We start from the raw sequence: 22819 nt of genomic DNA on the forward strand, positions 1-22819 counted from the left end.
CTGATGTTGATAATAATAAGTAATACATTTAGGTGAACCATGAGCATTGAACTCGATCTACAAATTGCATGTGAAAATGAAAAAGACCTGCCTTCTGAAAAAGACATTATGTCTTGGCTAAATGCAGTGCTTCCCCAATTTCAACCACAAGCAGAGCTAACAATCCGAATTGTAGATGAAAAAGAAAGTCATGAGTTAAACCATCAATACCGTGGTATGGACAAACCAACCAATGTATTGTCTTTTCCATTTGAAGCGCCACCTGAAATTGAGATCGATTTATTAGGTGATTTAATCATCTGTCGTCAAGTTGTTGAAAGAGAAGCTGTTGAACAAAACAAGCCTTTATTAGCACATTGGGCGCATATGGTTGTACATGGCAGTCTTCATCTGCTAGGTTATGACCATATCGAGGATGAAGAAGCTGAAGAGATGGAAACTCTCGAAACAGAATTAATGCAAGAAATGGGATTTGAAGACCCATATCTTACTGAGAAATAATTATTGGAATAATCCAATAGTTACCTATGTGAGCTATCCACATTGATAGCAACTACTTTTAAAGAAGCCATGAACGACGAAAATTCACAGAATACAGAAGGTCCGAGTAGAAAGTCCTTCCTAGGACGCCTTTCTCAATTATTCCAAGGGGAACCTAAAGATCGCCAAGAGCTGGTAGATGTATTTAGAGACTCAGAAGAGAATGAAGTTATTGACCACGACACCCGAGACATGCTCGAAGGTGTTATGGAAATTTCTGAAATGAGAGTTCGAGACATCATGTTACCGCGCTCTCAAATGGTCACAGTTGAAAAAACTCAAGATCTAGAATCACTGATAGCAACTATCATAGAAGCATCACATTCACGCTACCCTGTGATCAGTGAAGATAAAGACCATGTTGAAGGAATTCTCCTTGCGAAGGACTTACTTAGATATCTAGGCTCAGATTGTGAAGCCTTTGAGATCGAGCAAGTTATTCGACCAGCTGTTGTAGTACCTGAAAGTAAACGTGTTGATAAACTTTTAAAAGAGTTTAGACAGCAGCGCTACCACATGGCCATCGTTGTTGATGAGTTTGGTGGGGTTTCTGGTTTAGTTACTATCGAAGATATCCTTGAAGAAATCGTTGGGGATATTGAAGATGAGTTTGATGACGAAGAAGAAAAAGACATCCGCCAGTTAAGTAAGCACACATTTGCTGTGAAAGCCCTAACTGAGATTGATGATTTTAACGAGATCTTCTCAACAAACTTCAGTGATGAAGAAATTGATACGGTTGGAGGGTTAGTATTAACCAGCTTTGGGCATTTACCTGAAAGTGGCGAAACTATCGAAATCTCTGGTTTTACTTTTAAAGTAACCGCAGCAGACAATCGTCGCATTATTCAACTTCAAGTTACGATTCCAGATAAAGAATCTGAAAAAAAAGAATCTGAAGAAGAATAAAAAATACAGCCACTAGATCTCTCTAGTGGCTGAACTTTACCTGAATTATATAGACTAACTCTTTTTTGCAATATCACTCACCTTTCTATCAGAGTTAATAAGCCATGCCTCTTCTGTCTCATTACCTTTTTCTTATTATTGTTGCTTTGCTTTCTGGAGCCAGTGCAACATTAGCATTTGCACCTTACTCCTTGTGGATCTTTGCGTATATTGCCCCACTCTGTTTTTTGCTTGTTATACATAAACAATCAACAAAAAGAGCAACTTGGCTAGGTTTCTTCTGGGGGCTTGGTTATTTTTCTACCGGTATTAGCTGGGTACATATCAGTATTGATAATTTTGGCGGAATGCCAATCGCTGCTGGCTTATTCCTTATGGTTGGTTTAATAAGCTATCTTGCCTTGTACCCAACATTATTCGCTTTTCTCCTACAGCGCTTTTTTACGTCTAATTCCCTAACGAAATATTTACTTGCCGTCCCAGCTCTTTGGCTCGTCACCGACTGGCTGCGTGGTTGGGTATTTACTGGTTTCCCTTGGTTATGGCTAGGCTATAGCCAAATTGACAGTCCATTATCAGTATGGGGGCCTATTTTTGGTGTTGAAGGGATTACGGCTATTATTCTCATTTCGGTAGGGGCGATGAGTTACGCTCTATTAGAAAAAAAATGGGGATTATTACTTATACCTGCAATTCTTGCTGCAACCTCTTTTGCCATCAAACCATTTGATTGGGTTACACCTCTGCCAGACAAAGCAACTAAAGTCGCTCTTATCCAAGGAAATATTAACCAAGCAATTAAATGGCTGCCAAGAGAGCGCTGGCCAACCATCATGAAATACATGGATTTGACACGTAAAAATTGGGATGCCGATTTAATTGTGTGGCCAGAAGCCGCAATCCCTGCGTTAGAGATTGAAATTCCAAGTTTTTTACGCAACCTCGATAGCGCAGCCACCATGAATAACAGCACAGTTATTACTGGCATTGTTGGCCAAAGTCCAACCGGAAATTTCTATAACAATATTATTTCACTTGGTGTAAATGGTACCAAAGGTTACGACTATCAAGATCAGCCAAGATACAGTAAACATCACCTACTTCCATTTGGTGAATTTGTACCTTTTGAAGAATTACTTCGTCCATTGGCTCCGATATTTAATCTACCCATGTCATCATTTAGCCGAGGACATTACATTCAACCGAATATCGAAGCCAGCGGTATCCATTTAGCTCCAGCACTATGCTATGAAATAGTCTATGGTGAACAGGTTAGAGAAAATATTACCGAGCAAACGGATTACATTTTAACACTGTCTAATGACGCTTGGTTTGGCACCTCAATTGGGCCATTACAACATATGGAAATGGCACAAATGCGTGCGCTAGAAACAGGTAAACCCGTTATTCGCTCAACAAATAATGGCGTAACTGCGATCACAGATTATCGTGGCAACATTACTCAACAAATCCCACAGTTCACCACTGCGGTATTACGAGGGGAAGTGATCCCTACCAAAGGCATAACACCTTATCGTTACTGGGGTTCAATACCTTTGTATCTGTTAGTCTTTTTATCTTTGGTTATCGCTTGGCGAAAACGAACCTAATGACATTCGCCACTGGTCTGTATGTCTTAATTGATATACAGACCTCCTACTTTATAAGACCTAAAATCACTATGGCTTCAGAGACATTCGAGTAAACTCTTTATTATCACAGTGCGTGCAAGCTTGAATGATTTGAGCATGGTTAAATTGCTCACGGTGACCGCATTTTTCACACACTAAAATACCTAAACCAACGACTTCACCCGCTTGATAAACCCCTTGATGTTCTAAATCATCAAACACTTCTTTCCATTCAACTTGTGTTTTATCGGTAATTTCAAGTAAAGCATGCCACATAGAATCAGAGATCAATCGATAAAATGGCGAATCAGGAAAAGTCGCTTTGCTCTCTTCATAATTTTGAGCAAACTCTTTCATATCTCGTTTTACATAACTTGAAATTAAAGCAAGTTCATCTTTGGTCATATCAGACGCCGCATCCACCACCTCTTCTGATGATTTGGCCCAATGTTCAAATTCTTCAGGACTTCTTTCCAATACATTCATTACACGCTCTAAGACGGCGTTATAACCTGTTTTTTGCTTAGACATAAGTCACCTCCAAGAATTCGCTAGATTTATATAGCGAAGAGTGAGTTAAAGGTTATCAGGTCGCTTGAGTATAAGCGCTCCATTAGTTATTCTATGCCGATCAAGTATTATCTGATCAAACCGATCTCACATTTTTTGTGATCCACTGACATAACTGGGTAAATCGATGCAAGAACAATATAATCCACAGGATCTAGAACAGAAGATCCAAAAACATTGGGATGACAACAAAACGTTTGTTGTGACTGAAGACGCAAGCAAAGAAAAATTCTACTGCCTCTCAATGTTCCCATACCCAAGTGGTCGTCTACACATGGGTCACGTTCGTAACTATACTATTGGTGATGTAGTTTCTCGTTACCAACGTCTACAAGGCAAAAACGTAATGCAACCTATCGGTTGGGATGCGTTTGGTCTTCCTGCTGAGAATGCAGCGGTAAAAAATAAAACAGCGCCTGCGCCGTGGACTTACGAAAACATCGAATACATGAAAAACCAGCTTAAGCTATTAGGCTTTGGTTACGATTGGAATCGTGAGTTTGCAACCTGTACACCTGAGTACTACCGTTGGGAACAAGAATTCTTCACAAAACTGTACAACAAAGGCCTAGTTTATAAGAAAACCTCTTCTGTAAACTGGTGTCCAAACGACCAAACTGTTCTTGCAAACGAACAAGTTGAAGACGGTTGTTGTTGGCGTTGTGATACCCCTGTTGAACAAAAGAAAATTCCACAGTGGTTTATCAAAATTACTGAATACGCACAAGAGCTTCTTGATGATCTAGATAACCTTGATGGTTGGCCTGAAATGGTTAAAACCATGCAACGCAACTGGATTGGCCGCTCTGAAGGCGTAGAGCTATCTTTTGCTGTTAATGGCGAAGAAGCGCCTTTAGAAGTATATACCACACGTCCAGATACGCTAATGGGTGTTACTTACGTTGGTATCGCAGCAGGTCACCCTCTTGCAGAGAAAGCAGCAGCAACAAACCCTGAGTTATTTGCATTCACAGAAGAGTGTCGCAATACCAAAGTTGCTGAAGCAGAATTAGCAACGATGGAAAAGAAAGGTATGGATACAGGCCTACGTGCTATCCACCCTCTTAACGGTCGTGAAGTGCCAATTTTTGTCGCAAACTTCGTATTAATGGATTACGGCACAGGTGCAGTAATGGCGGTTCCAGCTCACGATCAACGTGACTATGAATTTGCAACTAAATACAATTTGGATATTATTCCAGTAATCAAGCCTGAAGATGGTTCTGATGTAGACGTTTCTGAAGCCGCTTATACTGAAAAAGGCGTTCTGTTTGATTCTGGTGAATTCGACGGTCTTGCTTTCCAAGAAGCATTTGATGCCATCGCTGCGAAACTAGAAGCAGAAGGTAAAGGCAAGAAAACGGTAAACTTCCGTCTACGTGACTGGGGTGTTTCTCGTCAACGTTACTGGGGCGCTCCAATCCCAATGGTAACGACTGAAGATGGTGAAGTTCATCCAGTACCTGCAGATCAACTGCCAGTAATTCTTCCTGAAGATGTGGTAATGGATGGCGTAACTAGCCCTATCAAAGCCGATAAAGAATGGGCGAAAACCACATTCAATGGCGAGCCAGCACTGCGTGAAACAGATACCTTTGATACCTTCATGGAATCATCTTGGTACTACGCACGTTACTGTTCACCACAAGCTGACGATATTCTAGACCCAGAAAAAGCAAACTACTGGTTACCAGTAGACCAATACGTTGGTGGTATTGAACATGCATGTATGCACCTTCTATATTCTCGCTTCTTCCACAAGCTTTTACGTGATGCGGGTTATGTAAACTCAGACGAACCATTCAAGCAACTTTTATGTCAAGGTATGGTACTTGCTGATGCATTCCACCACACTAACGATAAAGGCACAAAAGAGTGGATCGCGCCAACAGACGTAACTATCGAACGTGACGCAAAAGGTCGCATCGAGAAAGCAATCGACAACCAAGGTCGCAATGTTGAACACTCAGGCATGATCAAAATGTCTAAGTCTAAAAACAACGGTATTGACCCTCAAGAGATGGTTGATAAATTTGGTGCAGATACGGTTCGTCTATTCATGATGTTTGCAGCGCCTGCTGATATGACTCTAGAATGGCAAGAATCAGGCGTTGAAGGCGCTAGTCGTTTCCTTAAACGTGTGTGGAAATTAGTTCACGAACACACAACAAAAGGCGCAACTGAAGCATTAGATATTGCCGCTCTTTCTGGTGACCAAAAAGCATTACGCCGCGATGTTCACAAAACAATTGCAAAAGTAAGTGATGATATTGGCCGTCGCCAAACCTTCAACACCGCTATTGCTGCTATCATGGAATTGATGAACAAGCTAAATAAAGCTCCTCAAGGATCAGCACAAGATCGCGCTCTTCTTGATGAAGCATTAAAAGCCGTTGTTGTTATGCTTTACCCAATGACTCCACACGCAAGCTTTGCAATGTGGGATGCACTAGGTGAATCAAACATCGATACCGCTGCATGGCCAACATTTGATGAAAAAGCACTTGTTGAAGATGAGAAAACTATCGTTGTTATGATCAACGGTAAATTACGTGCAAAACTGATTGTTGCTGCTGATGCAACAGAAGAACAAGTAAAAGAGCTTGGTCTTAACGATGAAAACGCACTTAAGTTCCTAGATGGCCTAACTATCCGTAAAGTTATCTATGTACCAGGCAAGCTTTTAAACATCGTAGCTAACTAATTTACCTATTGACTGGTTTACTAGTTAAAGTCACGTTATTAACTAAAAAGTAATTTGAACCTTTTTTCTTATTACTTTTCTATTTAAAGCATAAGCGACTTATCCGCTTATGCTTATTTAACTGTTTTATCTTATACAATAACTCAAATTGTCGATAGAATAGTTAAGTAAGCATTTAATCACCACTTGAGGGAGTTACTCGGTGAAACGACTTTTATCTCTATTTTCTCTTCATACGACAATCGTATTGACTCTTTCACTTATGGTCTCTGCGTGTGGTTTTCAGCTACGTGGAGATTACCTTCTTCCAGAAGAGTTACATGAAATCTCACTAACCAGTTTTGATCAGTACAGTGATTTAACTCGTAATGTGCAAAAGCAGTTAAGAATGAATGGGATCCGCCAAGTTGCGCCAACAACCATAACGCCTAGTTTAGATTTGATCAGCGAAAGTCTTGGTGAGCGTACTTTATCTCTTTATCAAAATAGCCGAGCAGCAGAAAAAGAACTGACCTATACCGTTAGATACAGCGTTCTTATTCCAAAATATGACATTAAAACTTACACGACTACAGTTAATCGTAATTATCTTGATAACCCACTAACGGCACTGGCTAAATCGGTTGAACGAGACATGATTGAAGATGAAATGCGCACACAAGCCGCAGAACAAATCTTACGTCAAATGGCTCGATTAAAAGCAGATTCCCCCCCGGTAGGAACGACTAGTACCATTACTAATAATAACAAAAGCAAAACTCACGTTTCAACGCAAGAAGTAATACAAACAATGAGTCCATCAACTGAAAATAATCAATAATAATGAGAGTATTTCCAGAACAATTAGCACAAAATTTAGATCGTGGTTTACGTCAGTGCTACCTTTTATTTGGTAATGAACCACTATTAAAGCAAGAAAGTCTAGATATCATTCGCCAAACGGCATTAACGCATGGATTTGAAGAAAAGAATCAATTCACACTCGATAAACAGCTCGATTGGGAATTGATCTTTGATTGTACTCAAGCCTTAAGCTTATTTTCATCTCGACAAATACTTGAACTTACCATCCCAGAAACAGGGCTCACAACAGCGCATACCAATAAGATTAAAGAGCTTGTACCAGCTCTTCACGATGATATTTTATTGGTTATTCAAGGACCAAGAGTTAATAAAGCTCAAGAAAATAGTCAATGGTTTAAAGCCTTAGTTCAACTTGGTTTATTTGTACCTTGTAATACACCAGACAACCAACAGCTTCCTCGTTTTATTCAACAGCGTTGTAAAAAGCTCAAGTTAAATCCTGATGCAGAAGCAATACAAATGCTAGCTCAGTGGCATGAAGGTAATCTACTCGCTCTTGCTCAAAGTTTAGATAAACTCGCCCTATTATACCCTGATGGTTTACTGACTTTAATTCGTATAGAAGAAGCCTTAAATAGAAATAACCATTTCACTCCATTTCAATTACTCGATACTTTGTTATCAGGTCAAGCAAAACGCGCACAGCGTATTCTTCGTCAATTGGAGAGTGAAGGCGTGGAAGTTGTTATTCTATTAAGAACGCTACAAAAAGAGCTCTTTCTATTACAAACCTTCCAACAAGCGATTACTCAAGGCGAAGCTATGTTTACTGTCTTTGATCGCTATAAGGTATGGCAAAACCGACGTCCTTTGTATCAATCCGCATTACAACGATTACCAATGATGCAAATACAGCAGCTTATTCGCTCACTGGCACGCATGGAAGTCGCGACTAAAACAGACTTCGACACCAATTGTTGGCCACAACTTAGTCAATTGACTTTAGATATGTGTAATATTCACATTTCAGTGACACCCAACTTATCTCATTAATGGAATATCACTGATATACTCCATTATAAATAATCCATTTCTTCTAGGTGATTACTTTGCAAGATAAAGAACTCCATGATTTTCTATTCAACAATGTTGATGATATGAAAGCTGAAAACATCATTACTCTTGATGTCCGTGACAAATCAAGCATTACAGATTTTATGATTGTATGTACTGGCACCTCAAAACGCCATGTTAGCTCTATTGCCCTGAATGTATCAAATAAGGCAAGAGAAGTAGGTTTAACTCCCTATGGTGTTGACGGCGAAGCTGAAGGTGAATGGGTTGTTGTTGATATGGGTGACGTCATGATTCATATTCTGCAAGAAGAGCACCGTGAACTATATCAACTAGAAAAGCTGTGGAGCTAATTTAATGAAGCTTCAATTAATTGCCGTTGGAACAAAAATGCCTAAATGGGTAGAAGAAGGCTACAAAGAATACAGCCGTCGCTTCCCTAAAGATATGCCTCTTGAACTTATTGAAATAACAGCAGGTAAACGTGGTAAAAATGCCGATATAGCACGAATCCTTCAAAAAGAGGGAGAAGCGATGCTGGCCGCAGTACCAAAAGGTAATCGTATTGTCACTCTTGATATTCCTGGCAAGCGTTGGGATACCGAGCAATTAGCAGAGCAACTTGAAGTTTGGAAATTAGATGCTCGTGATGTATCTATTCTCATCGGTGGGCCTGAAGGTCTATCTCCTGCTTGTAAAGCGGCAGCAGAACAAAGTTGGTCTTTATCTCCACTCACACTCCCACACCCTCTTGTTCGTGTTGTTATGGCAGAAAGCTTATACCGTGCATGGAGTATTACAGCCAATCACCCTTACCACAGAGAATAAGAGTTGATTAAGCGCAAACGCACACAAATTCGTGATTACCACGCTGAAACGAGACTATTTGCTTCCCGAGCAATCGTCTCGTTTGCGGGGATCATTATACTTATTGGTCTGCTATTGAGTAATTTATACAATATTCAGATCAATGAATTTCAAGATTATAAAACACGTTCGAACGACAACCGTATTAAAGTGGTTCCTATCGCTCCTAATCGAGGTCTTATCTTTGACCGTAATAACGTTCCTTTAGCGGAAAACCGCCCTGTTTTTAATTTAGAAATCAGTCCAGACAAAATAAAAAACTTACCTTTATTATTCAAAGAGTTACAAAAAATCCTACCCATTACTCAAGATAATATTGATGATTTCCAAAAAGAACGTCGCCGCACACGTCGTTTTAAATCTGTCCCTATTTTGTCTCAATTAACTCAAGAGCAAGTGGCTGTTTTTGCGGTTAATCAACACAAATATTCAGGCGTTGAAGTTAAAGCTTATCTAAAACGTTTTTATCCCTATGGTAAAACCTTTACCCATGTACTTGGCTATGTTGCTAAGATTAATGACCGAGATCTCGCTCGTTTAGCACGTGAAGAAAAAGACGCGAATTATCAAGCGACTCGTGATATCGGCAAACTAGGTATTGAGCGTTATTATGAAGACATTCTTCACGGCACTGCTGGCTATCAAGAAGTTGAGGTTAACAGCCGTGGTCGTGTGGTTCGTACTCTTAAATATGTACCGCCGATCCCTGGTAAAAACATCGTATTAAATCTGGATATTAAATTACAAGAATTTGTTGAAAAACAATTAGATGGAAGACGAGGAGCCGCAATTGTACTTGAGCCTAAAACCAGTGCTGTTTTAGCTATGGTCTCCAGTCCTAGTTACGATCCAAATTTATTTGTTCACGGCATTTCAAGTAAAAATTATAACGCATTATTAAATGACCCTAACCGTCCATTAGTTAACCGTGCAACCCTTGGGATTTATCCTCCCGCATCAACGGTTAAGCCATTTATTGCCGTTTCAGCATTAGAAGATAACATCGTAACACCATATACGACACGTAATGATCCTGGTTACTGGCGCATACCTAACTCTAAAACCAAACCATTTAGGGACTGGAAACGCTGGGGGCATGGAACGGTTAATTTAAAACAATCTATTGAAGAATCCGTAGATACTTTTTTCTATCAAATTTCTTTTGATATGGGGATAGATAAACTTTCAACGTGGATGATGAAGTTTGGTTTTGGTGATTACACCGGCATTGATATTCATGAAGAAAGTAAAGCCAATATGCCCACTCGCGATTGGAAAGTAGCTCGCTTTAGAACCCCTTGGTATCAAGGCGATACAATTCCGGTAGGTATCGGGCAAGGATATTGGACAGCAACGCCAATGCAAATTGCTAAAGCGACAGCAGTACTCACGAATCACGGAAAAGTACAAGCACCTTATTTGCTAAAAGCAATTATTGATGGCCAGCATGAAATGCCTTTTGAACCTGAGCCGTACCCACCAATCGCAGGTGTAAAGGATAGCTATTGGCAATTAGCCATTGATGGCATGATTCTAGTTAATAATGGTCGAATGGGTACAGCAAGACGTGCTTTTGCTGGTACTCCTTATGTAAGCGCGGGTAAATCAGGCACATCTCAGGTCTTTGGATTAAAAGAAGACCAAGAATATAACGCCGACGAAATAGCTGAACACTTAAGAGATCACGCCCTATTTACTGGCTTTGCTCCAGCAAAAGATCCAAAAGTCATCGTATCTCTTGTTCTTGAAAATGGCGGAGGAGGGTCAAGCCAGGGTGGACCAATTGCAAGGAATTTATTTGATTATGTATTACTGCCAAAATCAGAAGAGGTGACTAAAAAGTAATGAGAGTTGATATTGCTTCAGGAAAGAATCGTGATTTTTTCCACCGTGTCCATTTAGATTTACCCCTACTGCTAGGGATATTAACCCTTATGGCAGCAGCATTAGTTATAATGTATAGCGCCAGTGGTCAAAGTCTATTAATGATGGATAAGCAAGCAATGCGAATGCTCTTGTCACTTGGGATCATGCTGCTTTTAGCTCAAATATCGCCAAGAGCTTATGAAGCGGCTGCTCCCTATTTATTCACCCTTGGGATTATTTTATTACTTGGCGTGCTTTTTTTTGGTGAAGCCTCTAAAGGGGCACAGCGATGGCTTAATTTCGGGTTTGTTCGTTTTCAGCCCTCAGAACTGATTAAGCTAGCAGTCCCTTTAATGGTTGCACGCTATATTGGTAATCAACCACTTCCACCCACAATTAAAACACTATTTTACGCATTGTTAATGGTGTTTATCCCAACAATCATGATAGCTAAACAACCTGATTTAGGTACATCAATTTTGATTGCTGCATCAGGTATTTTTGTTCTTTTCTTAGCGGGAATTAGCTGGAAAATAATTTCAGCCGCCGCTATGGCCATAGGCGCATTCATACCGATTCTGTGGTTCTTTTTAATGCGACCTTATCAGAAAGTTCGAGTGCAAACCTTATTTAATCCAGAGTCCGATCCACTCGGTGCAGGGTATCATATTATCCAATCAAAAATTGCAATTGGCTCTGGCGGACTAGGTGGCAAAGGATGGTTACATGGAACACAATCTCAATTAGAGTTCATACCTGAGCGCCATACTGATTTCATCTTTGCCGTTATAGCAGAAGAATGGGGATTAATTGGAGTTATCGCTCTGCTCTCTATTTATCTATTCATTATTGGTCGAGGGCTCTTCTTAGCAAGCCAAGCTCAAACTGCTTTTGGTCGAATGATGTCAGGTAGTATCGTGTTAAGCTTCTTTGTTTATATTTTTGTAAATATCGGAATGGTAAGTGGTATTCTTCCTGTTGTTGGCGTCCCACTTCCATTAGTCAGCTATGGCGGCACTTCAATGGTCACCCTGATGGCAGGTTTTGGTATTCTTATGTCAATTCATACACATAAAAACGTTCACTCAAAGGCTAATTAATGCGCATTTTTTTACTTGTACTCTCTCTTGTATTAGCAGGCTGTGCTTCAGAACCTGCGGTAAACAAAAACGAACCTAATGCTGGTCGTTATCAAATTGACAGTGATGTTGCTCCGCAAGCTCCTATATCAGTGGAACATATTGAGGATGCTCACCCACGCTATGAGCCAAAAAGTTTATACGGCAATAAAGATTACACTTTATTAGGTCGAGACTATCCCATAGTTAAAGAGCCAAAAGGCTTTACTCAAGAAGGAAAAAGCTCTTGGTATGGTAATAAGTTCCATGGTCATAAAACCTCTAATGGTGAGGTATATGATATGTACTCAATGAGTGCTGCTCATAAAACATTACCAATTCCTAGCTATGTTAAAGTGTTCAATAAAGACAATGGAAAAACAGCCATTGTTCGAGTTAATGACCGTGGGCCTTTCCATGAAGGACGCATTATTGATTTAAGTTTTGCAGCAGCAACAAAATTAGATGTAATAAAAACAGGCACCGCTAATGTGAAGATTGAATATATTGCCATTGAGAAACCGACCAATATTCAAGATTGGCACGCGATAGATCCAAATCAATATTATATCCAAATGGTTGCAGTGAAAAATAAAGACAGTGCAGAGAAAGCCGCTTTGCTACTGCAAGAAAAATTCAACACCTCCACGAATATAATAAAATCAAATTCCGTATTTCGAGTTCGTTTAGGTCCATTTCTTGATCGTGATGTTGCCGATAAAACATTATTAAAAGTGAAGAATACTAATTATTCATCGGCATTTATTATCCAAGAAGCAAAAAAATAATCTTTCTAATGTCAATATTAAGTGAATATTGTAACTAGATATCTGCATTTACTTATAACATGAACATTAGTTGAACTAATTAAAAATACAATTGTCTTTATATAACAATAAGATAGCGATATTTATGTTTCTCAATTTATGAATTATAATTAACTATCTTTTTATAGATAATCAGTTATTTAATTACACATCTGGTCATGATATTCAAATCTGCTATTATATACGCAGTTCACTACCTCAAAGTGCAAAAGTTATTATTATGAAGAAATCAGCAAAACAGTTAAAACGAATTATTTTATCTAGCTTCATTCTTGGCTCTACTGTTGCAGTAGCTGCCCCAGCCGTTATCCCTAACGCACCTCAAATTGCGGCAAAGGGCTACGTACTAATGGATTATCATTCAGGAAAAGTTCTTGCTGAAAAAGACATGAACGTTCGCATGAACCCTGCAAGTTTAACTAAAATGATGACAAGCTATGTCATCGGTCAAGAAGTCGAAAGTGGTAATATTTCGATGGATGACGATGTTGTTATCAGCAAAAATGCATGGGCAAAAAACTTCCCTGGCTCATCTAAGATGTTCATCGAAGTAGGTAGTACAATTAAAGTTCGCGACTTAAATCAAGGTATTATTGTTCAATCTGGTAATGATGCTTGTGTTGCTATGGCTGAACACGTAGCTGGCTCTGAAGATGCATTTGTTGATCTAATGAACGCATGGGGCAGAACTCTAAAACTTGAAAATACCCATTTTGGTAATGTGCACGGTCTAGATAGCGATGACTTATACTCTACGCCTTATGATATGGCATTAATCGGACAGGCTTTAATCCGTGATGTTCCAGAAGAGTACCGCGTATACTCTCAAAAATCATATACTTACAACGGTATCACCCAATATAACCGTAATGGTTTATTGTGGGATAAAAGCATGAATGTTGATGGCATTAAAACAGGCCATACCGATGGTGCTGGTTACAACCTAGTAAGTTCTGCAACTGAAGGTAAAATGCGTTTAGTTGCTGTCGTTATGGGCACTAAATCAGGTAATGCACGTAAAGCTGAAAGTAAAAAATTACTTAACTATGGCTTCCGATTCTTCGAAACAGTTTCTCCGCACAAAGCAAATGAAACCTTCGTAACGGAAAAAGTATGGATGGGTAGCACTGATGAAGTTGCTTTAGGCGTTGCTGAAGATACCTATGTGACACTTCCTCGTGGTCAAGCTAAAAAGATGACAGCAAGTTTTGTTCTAGAGAAAACACTTGAAGCACCTATCTATAAAGGTGATGTTGTTGGTAAGCTTTTCTACCAAGTCGATGGCGAAGACATTGCTGAATACCCGCTGCTTGCACTAAATGATGTTGAAGAAGGTGGCATTTTCAGTCGTCTCATCGATTACATCGTATTAATGTTTAAAGGTTGGTTAAGCTAATAGCTAACTAATTAAAAAAAGGTGGCTTCGGTCACCTTTTTTTATTTCCCTTGTTATCTGACTTAGGTCACAGTAAAATTCCCTTCTTACTATTTATCCACTCTCGATTGGAGACGGTTATGCAAGAGCAACCAAAGCTAAAAGATCTTCTAGAATTCCCATGTAAATTTACTTATAAAGCCGTTGGCCTTGCTCACGAAGACCTTCCTGTACTTGTACTTGAAGTAATTCAGCGTCATGCTCCTGGTGATTACACTCCACAAGTAAAAGCAAGTGGCAAAGGTAACTACAACTCTGTCTCTGTAAGTATTACAGCTACATCGATTGAACAAGTAGAAACACTATATAAAGAACTAGCCGAAATCGAAATGGTTCGCATGGTTTTATAATCAGATATTGAGTGCTATTTAGAGATAAATAGTACTCAGCTTCTAAAACTTTTGATATACCCCTACATTTCTTACCTATTCCTTCCTTTCTATCCTTGCTATCATTACCTCAAATTATCAAATCAAGTGTGATCCGATTGAACAAGCGTCTCGTTGTTAAAAACCTTGGCCGACAAGATTATGAGCCGGTATGGAAAGCAATGCATACTTTTACTGATGAGCGTGATGAAAATACATGCGATGAAGTATGGTTGGTAGAACATAATCCTGTATTTACTCAAGGGCAGGCCGGTAAAGAAGAACACGTCCTTGCTGCTGGTGATATCCCTATAGTAAAAAGTGATCGCGGTGGGCAAGTTACCTACCATGGGCCAGGTCAACTAGTCGCTTATGTGTTAATCAACTTACGCCGTAAAAATACGGGCGTTCGTGAATTAGTCACCCACATTGAAAATACAGTGGTTAATACTTTATATCAATTTGGCATTGAATCAGCGGCACGACCTGATGCTCCGGGTGTGTATGTCAATAATAAGAAAATTTGCTCTCTTGGTTTACGTATCCGTAAAGGGTGCTCATTCCACGGACTAGCACTAAATGTAAATATGGATCTATCTCCTTTTCTTCGTATTAACCCTTGCGGTTATGCTGGGATGGAAATGATACAACTGCACGATTTAGTCAAAGAAAACGATGACGTAGAGAACAAAGCAGAACACGTTGAAGATGTTCACTCTCTACTTATTAAAGAATTAACAACGTTACTTGATTACACTGATATCGAGTACATAATGGAAAGCAGCGATCATGAGTAAGCCAATTCAAATGGAAAAAGGCGTGAAATACCGCGATGCCGATAAAATGGCTCTAATTCCAGTTAAAAACATGCCAACAGAAAAAAAAGAAGTATTACGTAAGCCTGAATGGATGAAAATAAAACTTCCATCAAGCAGTAAGCGTATTGATGAAATCAAATCTGCAATGCGTAAAAACAACCTTAACTCTGTATGTGAAGAAGCCTCCTGCCCAAACTTAGCAGAATGTTTTAATCATGGTACTGCTACCTTTATGATCTTAGGTGCAATTTGCACTCGTCGTTGTCCTTTCTGTGATGTTGCTCATGGACGTCCAGTTACTCCTGAAACGGAAGAGCCAAAGAAATTGGCAAAAACGATTCAAGATATGAAACTAAAATACGTCGTGATAACCTCTGTTGATCGTGATGATTTACGTGATGGTGGCGCACAGCACTTTGCTGATTGTAACCGCGAAATTCGTGAATTAAATCCAGAGATCCGTATTGAAACGCTAGTTCCTGATTTCCGTGGTCGTATGGATCGCGCATTAGATGCAATGCATGGCAATCCACCAGATGTGTTTAACCACAACTTAGAAACAGCGCCGCGCTTATATCGTAAGGTTCGCCCTGGTGCTAACTACCAATGGTCACTTGATCTATTGAAGAAATTTAAAGAACAACACCCTACTGTACCCACTAAGTCTGGTGTAATGATGGGGTTAGGTGAAACGAAAGAAGAGATAGTGCAAGTATTAAAAGACTTGCGTGCTCACGGTGTGACAATGCTGACTCTCGGTCAATATTTAGCGCCAAGTCGTCATCACCTTCCTGTTGAACGTTACGTTCCACCTGCTGAGTTTGATGAACTAAAAGAGATTGCACTTGAGCTTGGCTTTACTCATGCTGCTTGTGGACCATTTGTTCGTTCTTCTTATCATGCCGATCTTCAAGCGAAAGGCGAAGAAGTTAAATAGTTCAGAGTTCAGAAATAAAAAAGGTTGACGTTTTGGCGTCAACCTTTTTATTTATTTGCTATAAGCTAATTAAGGGGGGATTAACGACGAATTAGATAATCTGCTTTACCTACCCATTTATAACTTGTTAACTCTTCTAAGCCCATTGGACCACGCGCATGAAGCTTTTGAGTAGACACTGCAACTTCTGCGCCTAAACCAAACTGAGCGCCATCAGTAAAGCGGGTTGATGCATTCACATAGACAGCAGCCGATCCCGCGGTATTAATGAACTTCTCAGCAGATTCAATATTATTCGTTAAGATCGTATCTGAATGGCTCGCGTTGTGTGTTTGCATATGAGCAGCAGCTTCGTTTACATCAGCAACGACTTTTACACCTAATGTGTAACTTAGCCATTCCGTGTCAAAATCGCCCTCTTGAGCTTCACGTAGCGATACACCTTCAAATTCTTTTAATAGTGCATAAGCTTTAGGCTCTGCAACTAATTCAACACGGCCTGCCATATTATCTGCAAGCAATGCTAAGAATTGTGGAGCTACCGCTTCATGAACCAATAACGTATCTAACGCATTGCATGCTGATGGACGTTGTGCTTTTGAATTATCTACAACCGCTAATGCTCTTTCTAAGTCAGCGCTATCATCAACAAACGCATGGCTAATACCAAAGCCACCAATGATGACTGGAATTGAGCTGTTTTCTTTACACATTTTATGTAAACCAGCACCACCACGTGGAATGATCATATCGACATAATCATCAAGAGTAAGCAGTTGGGAAACTAACTCACGATCAGGCTTTTCGATATATTGCACAGACGCTGCTGGTAACCCTGCTTTTTCAAGCGCAACTTGAATAACCTTAACCAATTCCATATTAGAAAAGAAGGTTTCTTTACCACCACGTAAAATGCTCGCATTACCTGTTTTTAAACATAATGAGGCAATATCAATAGTCACGTTTGGACGAGCTTCGTAAATAACGCCAATCACACCAATTGGCACGCGACGACGAGATAAAGACATCCCATTTTCTAATACTTTACTATCGATTTCGCTACCAACAGGATCATTTAAATTAATCACATTACGAACATCATTAGCAATGCCAACTAAACGCTCTTCTGTCAGTAATAATCGGTCTTGCATCGCTGCTGAAATACCCGCTTCTACTGCGGCTTTAATATCTTTTGCATTTGCAGCAAGAATCGCTTCTTTATTGGCTTCAAGCTCATCAGCAATAATAGCAAGCGCTCTGTTCTTTTGTGCTGTTGGAGCAACAGCCAAGTCAAATGCAGCGGATTTTGCTGCCTGACCCATAGTTGTTAAATTCACTATATATCCTTATTACTAAATCAGTACTAAATCATCACGATGGATAGCTACAGGCCCATATTCGTAGCCCAATACCGCATAAATATCCAGACTGTGCTTACCTAAAATCTTACTTAAATCATCACTTGAATAGCGTGAAATACCACGAGCAATCAACTCGCCGTTTGTATTTACAATCTTAGCAACGCCACCACGAACAAAATGACCAGCAACTTCAGTAATCCCCTTACTTAATAAGCTACTTCCTTTTTGTTGAACAGCGTTAACGGCACCATCATCAATAACAATATGACCGTTAGAAGCAGGCCCAGCTAAAATCCAACGTTTACGACTTTCAAGTGCACATTCAACAGGTAAGAACTTAGTTCCTTGTGGTTTTGAGTGTATAACATCACTGATCACGTTTTCTGCACTACCCGCTGCAATAACGACTTCAATACCAGCACGACGCGCAATATCTGCTGCTTGTAGTTTGGTCGCCATACCACCAGTACCTAGTGTCGTTCCGCTACCACCAGCAATTTTTCGTAATGTTTCATCAATCGTATGAACTTCTTTGATCAATTCAGCTTTTGGATCTTTTCGTGGATCCGCCGTAAATAATCCCGACTGATCGGTCAATAATAACAGCTTATCTGCACCGGCAAGAATTCCAACTAGGGCTGATAAATTATCATTATCGCCCACTTTAATTTCATTGGTTGCTACTGCATCATTTTCATTAACAATAGGCACAATGTTATGTTTAAGCAAAGCCGTTAGCATATCTCGTGCATTTAAATAACGTTCACGATCGTCTAAATCTGCGCGGGTCAGTAACATTTGTCCGACATCAACGCCATAGATACCGAATAAACTCTGCCATGCTTGAATTAAGCAACTTTGACCAACAGCAGCCAGTAGCTGCTTATTGGCCATGGTTTTGGGTAGTTCGGGGTAGTTAAGATGTTCACGACCAGCAGCAATCGCTCCAGATGTAACAACAATAACTTGGTGACCTAACTTTTTCAGATGCACACATTGGCGAACAAGTTCAACCATATGGGCTCTATCAAGTTTTAATGTGCCACCGGTGAGTACACTTGTACCAAGTTTAACGACTATGGTTTGAGATTGTGTATTCAATTCCCTACTACCTATTTATTAACTAATAATATTTTAAATTACGATTTTTGTTCATCGTAATAATAATGGAAAAACTGCCCTATATTTAGCAAGCAAATCAGAACAGTACAAGCTTAAAATAGCATTTAATAACATTTCACTTTAATAAGATGAATTTAAAGTCAGATTATTGCTTCATCTCCTCTTTTATCCACTCAATCATCTGATTTAACGCCTCTTCATAGCCATTATGCAAAGTCTTACTTTGTAGTTCGATGCCTTTGCCATATTGACTAAATAAAGCGGCCAATTTGTTATCTGATTTAGGAGATACCGGATCCCCTTTTAAACCAATAGAAAGAACAGAAACCGATGTTTTTCTTCCTCCCGAAAGAAAGCCTTGGCTCTTTAAAGACCATGCCTGCATCTGGCTAGTTAAACTATTGATATCGACAACTTTTTTTGCTAACCGAGACGCTAATACATCCAAATACATCTTTGGCATTTTTTTCAGTTTCGTCGGCTCAGATAGGACATTATGTATTGGTGCACCTAAAGCCACACACGCCTTTAATCTGCTTGGCTCTAAAAAAGAGAGACGTAACGCTACATTTCCACCAAATCGAAATCCCATTACCGCCGCATGAAAACGATCAACCCAAGGGATATTGGGTAAGTGATTCAATACCGCTTGATGTAAACAGCTGGAATCTTCAGTCAAAGGCCAATGTGAGCTGTAGCCAACAGATGGCATATCAAGCGTCAGCATCGCTATATTATTTGGCGCAAGAAAATCACGATACAATCGCCACATATCGGTTTGTAGTGAATCCATTCCACCACTAACAATAACAACTGGCAGTGGTTTTTCTGTACTTGGTAAATGTAAATAACAAGTGATTTTTTTACCTTGATAAGGCACTTGGATCTTCTCTATCCGATGAGACGTTTCTTTTGCTGCCATATCATAAGCTTGGTTTGCAAGAACTTGTGCTTGAGTCGCTAAATTGTCCCCTTTAATGTGCGGGTAACCAGCAATGCTAAAGTATAAACTGGCTTTAAAGAAAGATTCAGCTGCTTCATCACCCTCTAATTTTGATGCTTTTTTTTGATGGTCCATTCCTGCATGAATCCACTCATAGGCCCAATTTCCAGAATGGTAGCCACTGACGGTATCAAGCCATTCGTCACGAGTACGATTTTTATCACTATTGGCGATACGAGCAAGAATTGACTCTAATTCAATTGGTTCAACACCTTGCCAAATCCATTGAGGGCGGCGAAGTTCACGATACCAACGTCGGTCGTCATCATTGGAAGACATTTGCTCCACACTACTTGGAAGATAAGGAACAAGGCCTGACGTCTCTAGGGCTTGCTTTTGATTTTTAAATAATTTAACAGAGAGGTTTTCACTTTCAGGTTGAGTCATTCCAAACACCAGTAATACAAAGGTTCATGACTATTACTATATACTGAAAGACAAATAAGAAATACGCAGAGCGCAATAAAATCAAATTCAAGGCAAAAAAAATGACCCTACGAAGAGAGTCATTTTTATCAATTTGATTTACATTATTTTTTACAAATAGGATCTACGTATGTTACTGCCATATCCCATGGTTGTTCAATCCACGTATCTTGTGGAATATCAACAACATAGGCATCAACCAAATGAGTACCTGCTGGTTTAGCGCATACTGTCACTAATTTACCTTTAGGGTACATTTCACGTAGTTTAACCGCTGTATCACCGCTATCAACAAGGTCATCAATGATGATAAAACCTTCACCATCACCTTCCATTGCTTTAACAACCGTCATATCACGCTGGTGATCATGATCGTAGCTTGAAATACAAACTGTATCAACATAACGAATATTCAACTCACGAGCTAAAATCGCAGCAGGCACTAAACCGCCACGGCTCACAGCCAAAATACCTTTCCATTGCTCAGCAGGAAGTAACTGTTCAGCAAGCTGACGAGTATACATCTGCATGTTATCCCAAGTGATTACAAATTTGTTAGCCATAATAGACAAAACCTCTAAAAGCATAGCCAATAATAATGACTACACCGTAAAAATAAATTTCAGCGTGAATAGTGCAGCAAGAACCCAAACACTGATATGAACGTCACGTCCCTTACCACTTAACAGCTTAATCGCAGCATAAGAGATAAAGCCTAACGAAATACCATCAGCAATAGAGAAGGTTAAAGGCATAAGCAAGCATACCACAACAACAGGGGCCGCTTCAGTAAGATCTCGCCAATCAATGCTCACAAGACCAGACATCATTAAAATTGCAACATAGAACAGTGCGCCAGCGGTTGCATAAGCAGGAACCATTCCTGCAAGTGGTGCGAAAAATAGAGCAAAAATAAATAGAATACCAACCACAACAGCCGTTAAACCAGTACGACCACCCGCAGCAACACCAGCAACACTTTCAATATATGAGGTCGTATTTGATGTACCTAATAAAGCACCTACTGACGTTGCCGTTGAGTCTGCTAATAATGCTTTATTTAATCGAGGGATATTACCATCTTTATCCATAATTCCTGCTTTTTGTGACACGCCAACTAAAGTTCCTGCAGTATCAAACAAATCAACAAATAAGAAAGCAAACACAACCGTTAACATGCTCAATTCAAACGCACTAGAAAAGTCTAATTGTAAAAATGTAGGTGCGATGCTTGGTGGCATTGATATGATACCTGCATATTGAACATCACCAAAAAGTAATGCAATAGCAGTTACAGCTAAGATAGCAATCATAACAGCGGCTTTATAGCCACGATGAACCAGTGCAATAGTCAAAAAGAAAGCTAAAGCCCCCATTGCTGCTGGAAAACTATTAATACTACCCATTGAAACTAATGTTGCAGGGTTATCAATCACGATACCTGAATTCTTTAAGGCAATAAAAGCCAGAAATAAACCAATACCTGCAGAAATACCAGTTCGTAGAGAAAGAGGGATCGAATTAATGATTAACTCTCTAATTTTAAACAAACTTAACAGTATAAATAAAACACCTGACATAAATACAGCAGCTAGTGCAACCTGCCATGTATGGCCCATACCTAAAACAACGGTATAAGTAAAAAAGGCATTTAACCCCATGCCTGGAGCTTGAGCTATTGGAAAGTTAGCAACAAATCCCATAATGAAACAGCCAATTGCTGCAGCAATACAGGTTGCAACAAATACAGCGCCTTTATCCATTCCCGCATCAGCTAGAATTGCGGGATTAACGAAAATGACATAAGCCATAGTTAAGAAGGTCGTTAATCCTGCAATAACCTCAGTACGAAAATCCGTACCGTTTTCTTTTAGTTGAAACAGTTTCTCAAGCATGGTGTGTCCTAGTCTTATATAATTTAAACGTTTGCGTAATCGATTGGCTGAGGATTATAAAGAGGAATTATATGAATTTCTAGCGATAGTTACCCTTTTAATGAGTTAATGCTAAATAAAGTGAAAGCACTATTTGAAATTAACGCTAATAAAAAAAGAAGATGTCGTGCGGTGATAATTAAAAAACAAAAAAAACGCCACCCAAAAGATTTGGCTGGCGGAGAATTAAGTCACCCAAGATGGGTTTAATTGAATTCCAATTATAGGGGTATTACTTTACTGTATAAAACCGAAGTTTTATTAGTAACCAAAGCAAGCTGGGTATACGAATTGACTTGTATAAACAGAGCGTTGATTCCAGAAACTTGAAGAGCTTAAAAAAGACATAACATCACCTTATCAATTGACAGTTAAAAACAAAATAATTGATCTCGGTTCCTTGGAGGCGATAAATCGGACTCATCCTTTGAGCATTTATATCTACCGTATCAGCAGATACGGCAACTATATCACCATGGAATTAAATTACAACAAAAATAAGACA

Annotated in this window: 22 protein-coding genes; 16 read left to right on the plus strand and 6 right to left on the minus strand. The window is 39.5% G+C overall.

Going from position 1 to position 22819, the window contains the following annotated elements:
• The first annotated feature begins 39 nt into the window (after positions 1-39).
• The 3 genes from ybeY to lnt all read left to right on the plus strand — a co-directional run bounded on the left by ybeY (position 40) and on the right by lnt (position 3059).
• Positions 40-501: an rRNA maturation RNase YbeY gene (gene ybeY, locus PVK62_RS15720; protein ID WP_274445158.1), complete on the plus strand. Its 462-nt coding sequence runs from the start codon at positions 40-42 to the stop codon at positions 499-501.
• Between the two features lie 69 nt (positions 502-570).
• Entirely contained in the window at positions 571-1449 is an 879-nt protein-coding gene (gene corC, locus PVK62_RS15725; protein WP_274445157.1) for a CNNM family magnesium/cobalt transport protein CorC, read from the plus strand.
• Positions 1450-1553: 104 nt separating this feature from the next.
• Positions 1554-3059: an apolipoprotein N-acyltransferase gene (gene lnt, locus PVK62_RS15730; RefSeq protein WP_274445156.1), complete on the plus strand. Its 1506-nt coding sequence runs from the start codon at positions 1554-1556 to the stop codon at positions 3057-3059.
• Positions 3060-3128: 69 nt separating this feature from the next.
• Here lnt and PVK62_RS15735 read toward each other — a convergent pair whose 3' ends face one another.
• Positions 3129-3611, minus strand: coding sequence for a zinc ribbon-containing protein (locus PVK62_RS15735; protein ID WP_274445155.1), 483 nt, complete (start codon positions 3609-3611; stop codon positions 3129-3131).
• 166 nt (positions 3612-3777) lie between these two features.
• Between PVK62_RS15735 and leuS the strand changes: the two genes are divergently transcribed.
• The 12 genes from leuS to lipA all read left to right on the plus strand — a co-directional run bounded on the left by leuS (position 3778) and on the right by lipA (position 16468).
• Positions 3778-6354: a leucine--tRNA ligase gene (gene leuS, locus PVK62_RS15740; protein WP_274445154.1), complete on the plus strand. Its 2577-nt coding sequence runs from the start codon at positions 3778-3780 to the stop codon at positions 6352-6354.
• Between the two features lie 262 nt (positions 6355-6616).
• Complete coding sequence (locus tag PVK62_RS15745) at positions 6617-7174, plus strand: LPS-assembly lipoprotein LptE (protein ID WP_274445159.1); 558 nt, start codon at positions 6617-6619, stop codon at positions 7172-7174.
• Between the two features lie 2 nt (positions 7175-7176).
• On the plus strand, positions 7177-8211 hold the full coding sequence (gene holA / locus PVK62_RS15750; protein WP_274445153.1) for a DNA polymerase III subunit delta: 1035 nt from the start codon (positions 7177-7179) through the stop codon (positions 8209-8211).
• 56 nt (positions 8212-8267) lie between these two features.
• A complete protein-coding gene (rsfS, locus tag PVK62_RS15755; RefSeq protein ID WP_274445152.1) occupies positions 8268-8585 on the plus strand; it encodes a ribosome silencing factor in 318 nt (105 codons plus the stop codon).
• Positions 8586-8589: 4 nt separating this feature from the next.
• Positions 8590-9060, plus strand: coding sequence for a 23S rRNA (pseudouridine(1915)-N(3))-methyltransferase RlmH (rlmH, locus tag PVK62_RS15760; protein ID WP_045101495.1), 471 nt, complete (start codon positions 8590-8592; stop codon positions 9058-9060).
• A gap of 6 nt (positions 9061-9066) precedes the next feature.
• On the plus strand, positions 9067-10944 hold the full coding sequence (gene mrdA, locus PVK62_RS15765; protein WP_443111781.1) for a penicillin-binding protein 2: 1878 nt from the start codon (positions 9067-9069) through the stop codon (positions 10942-10944).
• Positions 10944-12065 (plus strand): rod shape-determining protein RodA, encoded by a 1122-nt coding sequence (rodA, locus tag PVK62_RS15770; RefSeq protein ID WP_274445150.1) that lies wholly within the window; start codon positions 10944-10946, stop codon positions 12063-12065. Before mrdA ends, rodA begins: the two co-directional genes overlap by 1 nt.
• Positions 12065-12871 (plus strand): septal ring lytic transglycosylase RlpA family protein, encoded by an 807-nt coding sequence (locus PVK62_RS15775; RefSeq protein ID WP_274445149.1) that lies wholly within the window; start codon positions 12065-12067, stop codon positions 12869-12871. The genes rodA and PVK62_RS15775 overlap by 1 nt, the downstream gene beginning before the upstream one ends.
• Positions 12872-13130: 259 nt before the next feature.
• Complete coding sequence (locus PVK62_RS15780; protein ID WP_274445148.1) at positions 13131-14306, plus strand: serine hydrolase; 1176 nt, start codon at positions 13131-13133, stop codon at positions 14304-14306.
• A gap of 119 nt (positions 14307-14425) precedes the next feature.
• Positions 14426-14695, plus strand: coding sequence for a DUF493 family protein YbeD (gene ybeD / locus PVK62_RS15785; RefSeq protein WP_060993532.1), 270 nt, complete (start codon positions 14426-14428; stop codon positions 14693-14695).
• Positions 14696-14832: 137 nt separating this feature from the next.
• The gene (gene lipB / locus PVK62_RS15790; protein ID WP_274445147.1) at positions 14833-15510 is read left to right on the plus strand and encodes a lipoyl(octanoyl) transferase LipB; all 678 of its coding nucleotides are present in this window, start codon (positions 14833-14835) and stop codon (positions 15508-15510) included.
• Positions 15503-16468 carry a lipoyl synthase gene (gene lipA, locus PVK62_RS15795; protein ID WP_274445146.1) on the plus strand — a complete coding sequence of 322 codons (966 nt, stop codon included), beginning with the start codon at positions 15503-15505 and terminating at the stop codon, positions 16466-16468. The genes lipB and lipA overlap by 8 nt, the downstream gene beginning before the upstream one ends.
• Before the next feature lie 80 nt (positions 16469-16548).
• Here lipA and PVK62_RS15800 read toward each other — a convergent pair whose 3' ends face one another.
• The 5 genes from PVK62_RS15800 to PVK62_RS15820 all read right to left on the minus strand — a co-directional run bounded on the left by PVK62_RS15800 (position 16549) and on the right by PVK62_RS15820 (position 22275).
• Positions 16549-17805: a glutamate-5-semialdehyde dehydrogenase gene (locus tag PVK62_RS15800; RefSeq protein WP_274445145.1), complete on the minus strand. Its 1257-nt coding sequence runs from the start codon at positions 17803-17805 to the stop codon at positions 16549-16551.
• Positions 17806-17820: 15 nt separating this feature from the next.
• Entirely contained in the window at positions 17821-18930 is a 1110-nt protein-coding gene (gene proB / locus PVK62_RS15805; RefSeq protein WP_274445144.1) for a glutamate 5-kinase, read from the minus strand.
• A 166-nt stretch (positions 18931-19096) separates the two neighbouring features.
• Positions 19097-20341 (minus strand): esterase FrsA, encoded by a 1245-nt coding sequence (gene frsA, locus PVK62_RS15810; RefSeq protein WP_274445143.1) that lies wholly within the window; start codon positions 20339-20341, stop codon positions 19097-19099.
• A gap of 143 nt (positions 20342-20484) precedes the next feature.
• Positions 20485-20943, minus strand: a complete 459-nt coding sequence (gpt, locus tag PVK62_RS15815; RefSeq protein ID WP_274445142.1) for a xanthine phosphoribosyltransferase — start codon at positions 20941-20943, stop codon at positions 20485-20487.
• Positions 20944-20982: 39 nt separating this feature from the next.
• Positions 20983-22275: an NCS2 family permease gene (locus PVK62_RS15820; RefSeq protein ID WP_274445141.1), complete on the minus strand. Its 1293-nt coding sequence runs from the start codon at positions 22273-22275 to the stop codon at positions 20983-20985.
• Positions 22276-22383: 108 nt separating this feature from the next.
• Here PVK62_RS15820 and PVK62_RS15825 point away from each other — a divergent pair, with 108 nt between their 5' ends.
• On the plus strand, positions 22384-22524 hold the full coding sequence (locus PVK62_RS15825) for a hypothetical protein (RefSeq protein WP_274445140.1): 141 nt from the start codon (positions 22384-22386) through the stop codon (positions 22522-22524).
• The last annotated feature ends 295 nt before the right edge of the window (positions 22525-22819 follow it).

The organism is Aliivibrio sp. S3MY1 (assembly GCF_028765575.1).
Classification (GTDB): domain Bacteria; phylum Pseudomonadota; class Gammaproteobacteria; order Enterobacterales; family Vibrionaceae; genus Aliivibrio.